Below are 8,032 nucleotides of genomic sequence, written 5' to 3' on the forward strand. Positions count from 1 at the left end.
CGCCGGCGGGGCTGGGTTTGCCCGGCGGGGCTGGGCTTGTCCGGCGGGGCTGGGGAGCAGCCCCGCCGGACAGGGGTTAGTCCTTGATTTCGCAGATCGTCGCGCCCGAGGTGAGGCTCGCGCCGACTTCCGCCGACAGGCCCACGATCGTGCCCGAGCGGTGGGCGTTCAGGGGCTGTTCCATCTTCATCGCTTCGAGGACGACGATCAGGTCGCCCTCGTTGACCTGCTGGCCCTCCTCGACCGCGACCTTCACGATCGTGCCCTGCATCGGCGAGGCGAGGGTGTCGCCGGAGGCGGCCGGGCCCGACTTCTTCGCCGCGCGCCGCTTCGGCTTCGCGCCGCCCGCGGCCGCCGTACGGGCCAGGGTCATGCCCAGCGAGGACGGGAGGGAGACCTCCAGGCGCTTGCCGCCGACCTCGACGACCACCGTCTCGCGGCCCGGCTCGTCCTCGGCGTCGTCCGCGGCGGGGACCACGAACGCCGGGATCTCGTTGACGAACTCGGTCTCGATCCAGCGGGTGTGGATCGTGAACGGGTCGGCCTTGAAGGCCGGGTCCGCGACGACCGCGCGGTGGAAGGGGATGGCCGTGGCCATGCCCTCCACCTCGAACTCGGCCAGCGCGCGCGCCGCCCGCTGCAGGGCCTGCTCGCGGGTGGCACCCGTGACGATGAGCTTGGCGAGCAGGGAGTCCCACGCGGGGCCGATGACCGAGCCGGTCTCGACGCCCGCGTCGAGGCGGACGCCCGGACCGGTCGGCGGGTTGAACTTGGTGACGGTGCCCGGGGCCGGCAGGAAGCCGCGGCCCGGGTCCTCGCCGTTGATGCGGAACTCGAAGGAGTGGCCGCGCATGACCGGGTCCCCGTAGCCGAGCTCCTCGCCGTCCGCGATGCGGAACATCTCGCGGACCAGGTCGATGCCGGTGACCTCTTCGGTGACCGGGTGCTCGACCTGGAGGCGGGTGTTGACCTCGAGGAAGGAGATCAGGCCGTCGGCGGCGACGAGGAACTCGACCGTGCCGGCGCCGACGTAGCCGGCTTCCTTCAGGATCGCCTTCGACGCGGCGTACAGCTCGGCGTTCTGGGCCTCGGTCAGGAACGGCGCCGGGGCCTCCTCGACCAGCTTCTGGTGGCGCCGCTGGAGCGAGCAGTCACGGGTGGAGACGACGACCACGTTGCCGTGGGTGTCGGCAAGGCACTGGGTCTCCACGTGCCGCGGCTTGTCGAGGTAGCGCTCGACGAAGCACTCCCCGCGGCCGAAGGCGGCGACGGCCTCGCGCACGGCGGAGTCGTAGAGCTCCGGGACCTCTTCGAGGTTCCGGGCGACCTTCAGGCCGCGACCGCCGCCGCCGAAGGCGGCCTTGATCGCGATCGGCAGGCCGTGCTCCTTGGCGAACGCGACGACCTCGTCCGCCCCGGAGACCGGGTCGGGCGTGCCGGCCACGAGCGGCGCGCCGGCGCGCTGCGCGATGTGGCGGGCGGCGACCTTGTCGCCGAGGTCGCGGATGGCCTGCGGGGGCGGGCCGATCCAGGTCAGGCCCGCGTCGATGACGGCCTGTGCGAAGTCGGCGTTCTCGGACAGGAAGCCGTATCCGGGATGGATGGCGTCCGCTCCGGAATCGGCGGCGGCCTGCAGGACCTTGGAGATGTCCAGGTAGCTGGTGGCCGGGGTGTCACCGCCCAACGCGAAAGCTTCGTCGGCCGCGCGGACGTGCAGAGCGTCCCGGTCCGGGTCGGCGTAGACGGCTACGCTCGCGATCCCGGCATCCCGGCAGGCCCGAGCAACGCGGACTGCGATTTCGCCACGGTTGGCGATGAGCACCTTGCGCACGATGGCTCCCTCCTTGAAACAAGCTGAGTTTAGGGACAGCCCACACGGCCTTTCGACCCTTCCCCGATGGTGACCTTGCCCACACGCAGTGTGACTCGAGTCGACCCGGAGTCGAAAATCCCTTGTGGCGCCCCACGTAAGGGGGATCCCCGACTGCACAGTAACGCTGTCCCGCATCCGGGGTCTCTGTCCGGCGGGTCAGTGGGCCCCCGTGATTCTTTGTCGAGTCCCGACGAACGGTCCACCCGTTCCTTCGCGTATCCGCCGTATGGGCGTCGCCCGAGGCGTCCCACCGTAACGAAGCGGTCCCGGCCCCTTGTCGGCAGGATTACCCGTTAGTAGCCTCCAGGCGTCGAACAGGCTTGTGCCGACAGGGGGTGGGGGCGTCGTGGCTCGTGCGGGTGGCGTGGTGCTGCGGAGATCCGTGGCCGGGGCGACCGCGGTCGTACTCGTCGTGGAGGCGGCGGTGCTCGGCTTCGTCCACATCGTCCTGGGCCGCACCACCGAGAACCAGTCGATGTCCATCGCGGGCATGGATCCGGATGTCATGTCCAAGGCAACGTACGCAATGGGCGCCGGCATGGCCGGCTTCCTGCTGCTCTGCGCCGTCCTCCTCGCCGTCGCCGCGGTCCGCGACAAGGCCCCCGGCACCTTCCCCCGCGTGGTCCTCGTCACCGCGGCCGTCACCCACGGACTGCTCGGCGCCCTCGTCGTCGGCCTGGTCGGCTGGGGGGCCTTCGCGGTGATGATGCTGATCCTGTGCCTGCTCGTGCTGAGCCTGATGCTCTACGCGGCCCAGGGCCCGGACGGGGCGCGGGGAACGGGCGGGGACCCCGCGGACCACGGCGGCGACGGCGCGGGCCCGCCGGCCGGCGACGTGCGCGACACGCCGCCGGGACAGCCGCTGCTCGGGGGCTTCGGGGACTTCAAGCCCACAAGTCCGTGATCGACACGCCCAGTTCGGCCAGCAGTGAGCGCAGCAGCGGCAGGGAGATACCGATCACATTGCCGTGATCCCCGTCGATGCCCTCGATGAACGGCGCCGACAGCCCGTCCAGGGTGAACGCCCCCGCCACGTGCAGGGGCTCCCCGCTCGCCACGTACGCGGCCACCTCCGCGTCCGAGGGCTCGCCGAAGCGGACCGTCGTCGACGCCGTCGCCGAGACCTGGCGGCCGGTCGCCGTGTCGATCACGCAGTGCCCGGTGCGCAGCACCCCGGCGCGCCCGCGCATCGACTTCCACCGGGCCGTCGCCTCCTCGGCGTCCGCCGGCTTGCCCAGCGCCTCGCCGTCCAGCTCCAGCACGGAGTCACAGCCGATCACCAGGGCTCCCGCGGCCTCGTCCAGGGCCGCCACGACGGCCGCCTTGGCCTCGGCCAGGGCGAGGGCCAGTTCGGCGGGGGAGTCGGCGGTGAGGGCGTCCTCGTCGAAGCCGCTGACGATCACGTGGGGGGCGAGCCCGGCCTGCCGCAGCAGGTTCAGCCGGGCGGGCGAGGCGGAGGCGAGGACGAGGGCGTGGCGGGTGTCGGCAGTCATGCCTGCCATCGTAGGGGCGCCCGCACCGGCCCCCGGCGGGTCCGGGCGGGCCGCTCAGAAGCCGCCGACGCCCAGCACGTACACCACGACGACCATCGCGATGACGACGATCACCGTCATCCGCCGGACCATCGCCTGCGCGTCGCGCATGTCCTCGGGAGGCTCGTTCTTCGGGTCTGACCAGAGCATGCCCCGATCCTGGCCCCGGGGACGGCGGTGGCGCCTGAGTACGGGTACTCAGGCGCCACCGCCGCTCGGATCATCTTCCGCTCACGCGGGCCAGTACGTACGCCCCCACGCGGCCGGACCGGGCCGGGGCAGCGTCCGCCGGGCCACCCGGCCCGGCGCCGCCCACGCGTCGGCCACCCGCCGCGCGCCGGGCGGCACCGACGCCAGTGCGGCCGCGCGCGCTTGGACCACCGCCAGTGCGGCGGCCAGCTCCTCCGGGGTCGGGTTCCCCTTGATCACCTTGATCACCACAGGACTGTCCTCCTAGGGCCTAGAGGGGGATGTTGCCGTGCTTCTTCGGGGGCAGCGACTCCCGCTTGGTGCGCAGCTGCCGCAGCCCCTTCACCACGTGTGCCCGCGTCTCGGACGGCATCGTCACCGCGTCGATGTAACCGCGCTCGGCGGCCGTGTACGGGTTCAGCAGCGCGTCCTCGTACTCGGTGATGAGCCGCGCCCGGGTCTCCTCGGCGTTGCCGGCCTCCTCCGCTTCGGCGATGGCCCTGCGGTGCAGGATGTTCACCGCGCCCTGCGCGCCCATGACGGCGATCTGCGCCGTCGGCCAGGCGAGGTTGAGGTCGGCGCCGAGGTGCTTGGAGCCCATGACGTCGTAGGCACCGCCGAAGGCCTTGCGGGTGATGACGGTGATCAGGGGCACGGTCGCCTCGGCGTACGCGTAGATCAGCTTCGCGCCGCGCCGGATGATTCCGTTGTACTCCTGGTCCGTGCCCGGAAGGAAGCCCGGTACGTCGACGAAGGTCAGCACCGGCACGTTGAAGGCGTCGCAGGTCCGTACGAAGCGTGCGGCCTTCTCGGAGGCGTCGATGTCCAGGCAGCCGGCGAACTGCATGGGCTGGTTGGCGACGATCCCGACCGGGTGGCCCTCGACGCGGCCGAAGCCGGTGAGGATGTTCGGCGCGAACAGGGACTGCGTCTCCAGGAACTCCGCGTCGTCGAGCACGTGCTCGATCACGGTGTGCATGTCGTACGGCTGGTTCGCGCTGTCCGGGATCAGGACGTCGAGCTCGCGGTCCCAGTCGCCGACCTCGATGTCGGCCTCCTCCGGGAAGGCGGGCGCCTCGGAGAGGTTGTTCGAGGGGAGGTAGGAGAGGAGCGACTTCACGTACTCGATGGCGTCCTTCTCGTCACCCGCCATGTGGTGCGCGACGCCGGACGTGCTGTTGTGGGTGCGCGCCCCGCCCAGCTCCTCGAAGCCCACGTCCTCGCCGGTGACCGTCTTGATGACGTCCGGGCCGGTGATGAACATGTGCGAGGTCTGGTCGACCATGACCGTGAAGTCGGTGATCGCGGGGGAGTACACGGCGCCGCCGGCGCAGGGGCCGACGACCAGGCTGATCTGCGGGATCACGCCGGAGGCGTGCACGTTGCGGCGGAAGATCTCGCCGTACATGCCGAGCGCGCTGACGCCCTCCTGGATGCGGGCGCCGCCGGAGTCGTTGATCCCGACCAGAGGGCAGCCCGTCTTCAGCGCGAAGTCCATGATCTTCATGATCTTCTGGCCGTAGACCTCGCCGAGGGCCCCGCCGAAGACGGTGAAGTCCTGCGAGAACACCGCGACGGGCCGCCCGTCGACGGTGCCGTAGCCGGTGACGACGCCGTCCCCGTACGGGCGGGTCTTCTCCAGCCCGAAGTTCGTCGACCGGTGCCGGGCGAACTCGTCCAGCTCGACGAAGGACCCCTCGTCCAGCAGCAGGGCCACCCGCTCGCGGGCCGTCAGCTTGCCCTTGGCGTGCTGCTTCTCCACCGCTCGCGCGGAACCGGCATGGGTGGCTTCCTCGACGCGGCGCTGCAGGTCCGCGATCTTGCCCGCGGTGGTGTGCATGTCGATCGGCTCTGACGGTTGTGACGACATCGGGGTCGCGGCTCCCTGCGTGGTGTCAACTGCCTGGTGAATTCACTGATGACTACTAGCTACTGGTGCGTAGGGTATCGGCGCGCATGGCCCTCGGCAGTGCGGCGTTTGACACACCTCATCTGGCTTGCTTGGCCTCGCGGCGCGCCCTAAGAGCTGATCCGTAATTCATGCGCAGTCGATCTTGAGGTTGTGGAGTACCGCCACGGCCCGGCTGGTGTGGTTGATCGTGTCGCCGCGTCGGCGGTGCTGGCGTAGGACTTGGAAGTCCTTGAGGCGGGCGAGGCCGTGTTCGGCCCGTGCCCGCCGCTTCGCGAACGCCTTGCTCTTGTTGCGGCTGGTGATGACCTCGGGTGCGCTGCGGTATGCGCCGTCCCCGATGGTCAGCCGGTGTCCGGGGACCTGATCGGCCATGGTGGCGCGGAAGACGATGATGTCGTTGCGGTTACCGGGCCAGGCGTCAGTAACGGCCATGACGCGCCGGTCGCGGGCGCGGAAGGTGAACTGGATGTTCACCGAGCGCCGGTAGTTCTTCGACTTCGCGGTGCGGGTCTGGTCGTGCAGGGGGATGAGCGTGCCGTCTACGACCCACAGGTCCGAGCGGTGTCCGTCGGGTGGGTCGAGGAGCCCCGCGATCAGGGGCGTGAGCCGGTCGAGGATGCGGTGCACGGTCGCGACGCCGATGCCGAAGAGGTCGGCGAGCTGACGGTTGGTGAGGTGGGTGCGCCACGCGGTGGCGGCAAGCAGGACACGGTTGTCCAGCAGGAGTGCCCACGGTCGCCCGCGTCTCGGCTCCGGCAGGAGTGCGGCGACGCGGGCGACCAGCAGGAGGAACGCCTTGACCGGCAGGCCGGTCCAGCGCAGGAGGGATCGGAGGCGCAGGCTGACGACGCTGATCTTCGACACGAACGGACAGAACATCGCATTAGGTCAATTACTTCCCGGATGGGAAAAGGTCAGTTAATCGCCGCGCTTCGGGTGTTCCTCCCGCCAGGCGGCCAGCCGGTCAACCGGCCACAGCGGGGTGCGTCCGACGTAGACGGGGGCGGGGAAGTCGGCGCGGCTGCTGTTCAGGTTGTAGACGTGCTGAACGGTGACCTTGAGTTGCTCTGCTGCTTGTCGGGCGTCTGCATATCCGGGAATCATGGCTGCCATAACCCCATTCTACCTCGATCGTCATAGCTGAACTCATCACGTAGTGTGTCGTAAGTCAACTAAGGCCGTGTCCTATGTCGTGAGGCGTCGTTGACCTCTGTATGGGGCGGGGTGCGTGGAGTTGGATTGTTCCGGAGGGGTTGTGGGAGATCGCGGAGCCGTTGATCCCGCCGTCGAGGGTGCGGCCGCAGGGCGGGGGGACGCAGGACACGCCTGATGAGACGCTGTTCGCGGCGATCATCTACGTGCTGGTCAGCGGTTGCGCCTGGCGGGCTCTGCCGCCGTGCTTCGGGATATCGAAGTCCACCGCGCACCGCCGGTTCCTGATCTGGTCACGGGCAGGAGTGTGGGGCCGGCTGCACGAGGAGATCCTGCACCGCCTGGACGACGCCGGCCTTCTCGATCTCTCCCGCGCGGTCCTCGACTCCGCCCACGTCCGGGCTGAAAAGGGGGCGAACTCACAGGTCCGAGCCCCGTGGACCGGGGCAAGCAGGGTTCCAAGATGCACGTCCTGTCGGACGCGAACGGACTGCCCCTCCTCGTCGGCGTCTCGGCCGCGAACACTCACGACAGCCTCGCGCTGAAGCCGATGATCACGGGTCGCCAAACGAGACACGACCCCCACCGGGGCCGCCACTTCAAACCCAGGCGGCTCCATGCGGACAAGGCTTACGACGTCCCTCACCTGCGAAAATGGTTGCGCGGCAGACGCATCGGCGTTCGTATCGCCCGCAAGGGAGTCGAGTCAAACGAACGGCTCGGCCGCCGCCGGTGGGTCATCGAACGGACGATGCCCTGGCTCACTGGATACCGCCGACTCAACCACCGATACGAACGCCAACCCCGCGACTACCTGGCCTTCCTCGGCCTCGCAGCCGCCCTCTGCTGCTACAAACGCCTCATCCGAATGACCGCATAGGACACCGTCTAACTGTGAAGGGAGGTGACGGTCATGCAGGCTGCCCAGCCGCAGCGGAAGTTCCGGGGGAAGAACAAGGCCCCGAAGTGGACGAAGCCCGACGACGGGATGGTGTCGGTGATGGTGCTGCCCCTGGCCGTCACCGCCCCGGCCGACCTCGCCCGCGTGGAGAAGCTGTTCGGCGCGATGGGCTCCCTCAAGCGGGCCGTCCAGCGTGACGCCCGCTCAAAGGTCGATGCCTACTGGACCGCGTACCACGAGCGGAACGAGCAGGGCGCGAAGCCTGTCCGGCAGCGCTTGGGCCTGTCCCGCGAAGCGTTGGAGCGGTGCGCCTACAAGCACCTGGAAGACTCCGGGCACCTGGGGCACCACGCCTCGAAGGCCCTGGCCATGCACATGGCTGACGAGGTGTGGAACGGCGTGCAGCGGCACCTGTTCTCCGACGCCACGGGCAAGCGACACGGCCGCCCGAAGGTGGGCCGCTGGCACGACTT

Annotated in this window: 9 protein-coding genes and 1 pseudogene; 3 read left to right on the top strand and 7 right to left on the bottom strand. The window is 69.7% G+C overall.

The window, feature by feature from the left end; genetic code table 11:
- Positions 1-76: 76 nt before the first annotated feature.
- Positions 77-1,831 (bottom strand): biotin carboxylase N-terminal domain-containing protein, encoded by a 1,755-nt coding sequence (locus tag J7E97_RS05510; RefSeq protein WP_215022933.1) that lies wholly within the window; start codon positions 1,829-1,831, stop codon positions 77-79.
- A 424-nt stretch (positions 1,832-2,255) separates the two neighbouring features.
- Between J7E97_RS05510 and J7E97_RS05515 the strand changes: the two genes are divergently transcribed.
- Positions 2,256-2,777: a hypothetical protein gene (locus J7E97_RS05515; RefSeq protein WP_251053894.1), complete on the top strand. Its 522-nt coding sequence runs from the start codon at positions 2,256-2,258 to the stop codon at positions 2,775-2,777.
- Here J7E97_RS05515 and J7E97_RS05520 read toward each other — a convergent pair.
- From J7E97_RS05520 to J7E97_RS05540, 6 genes are all read right to left on the bottom strand, one after another.
- Positions 2,758-3,366 carry a nucleoside triphosphate pyrophosphatase gene (locus J7E97_RS05520; protein WP_215022935.1) on the bottom strand — a complete coding sequence of 203 codons (609 nt, stop codon included), beginning with the start codon at positions 3,364-3,366 and terminating at the stop codon, positions 2,758-2,760. The two genes, J7E97_RS05515 and J7E97_RS05520, sit on opposite strands and share 20 nt — an antisense overlap.
- A 54-nt stretch (positions 3,367-3,420) precedes the next feature.
- Positions 3,421-3,555, bottom strand: a complete 135-nt coding sequence (gene mmpB, locus J7E97_RS36565; protein ID WP_285427869.1) for a morphogenic membrane protein MmpB — start codon at positions 3,553-3,555, stop codon at positions 3,421-3,423.
- Between the two features lie 81 nt (positions 3,556-3,636).
- Entirely contained in the window at positions 3,637-3,846 is a 210-nt protein-coding gene (locus J7E97_RS05525; protein ID WP_215022937.1) for an acyl-CoA carboxylase epsilon subunit, read from the bottom strand.
- Between the two features lie 19 nt (positions 3,847-3,865).
- Complete coding sequence (locus tag J7E97_RS05530) at positions 3,866-5,464, bottom strand: acyl-CoA carboxylase subunit beta (protein WP_215022938.1); 1,599 nt, start codon at positions 5,462-5,464, stop codon at positions 3,866-3,868.
- A gap of 168 nt (positions 5,465-5,632) precedes the next feature.
- Positions 5,633-6,370 carry a transposase gene (locus J7E97_RS05535; protein WP_215022945.1) on the bottom strand — a complete coding sequence of 246 codons (738 nt, stop codon included), beginning with the start codon at positions 6,368-6,370 and terminating at the stop codon, positions 5,633-5,635.
- Between the two features lie 54 nt (positions 6,371-6,424).
- Positions 6,425-6,619 carry a hypothetical protein gene (locus J7E97_RS05540; protein WP_215022918.1) on the bottom strand — a complete coding sequence of 65 codons (195 nt, stop codon included), beginning with the start codon at positions 6,617-6,619 and terminating at the stop codon, positions 6,425-6,427.
- A gap of 101 nt (positions 6,620-6,720) precedes the next feature.
- On the opposite strand from J7E97_RS05540, the gene J7E97_RS05545 reads away from it, so the two are divergent.
- Together J7E97_RS05545 and J7E97_RS05550 are read left to right on the top strand one after the other, a co-directional pair.
- Positions 6,721-7,538, top strand: a protein-coding gene (locus J7E97_RS05545) for an IS5 family transposase (protein ID WP_215022947.1) whose coding sequence is annotated in 2 segments (ribosomal slippage) — positions 6,721-7,063 and positions 7,063-7,538 — 819 coding nt in all. Because the reading frame shifts where the segments join, the coding sequence is not laid out codon by codon here.
- Positions 7,539-7,571: 33 nt separating this feature from the next.
- Positions 7,572-8,032 (top strand): annotated as a pseudogene (locus J7E97_RS05550) (transposase); the annotation flags it as partial.

The sequence above is a fragment of the Streptomyces sp. ISL-66 genome (assembly GCF_018614135.1).
Taxonomy (GTDB): domain Bacteria; phylum Actinomycetota; class Actinomycetes; order Streptomycetales; family Streptomycetaceae; genus Streptomyces.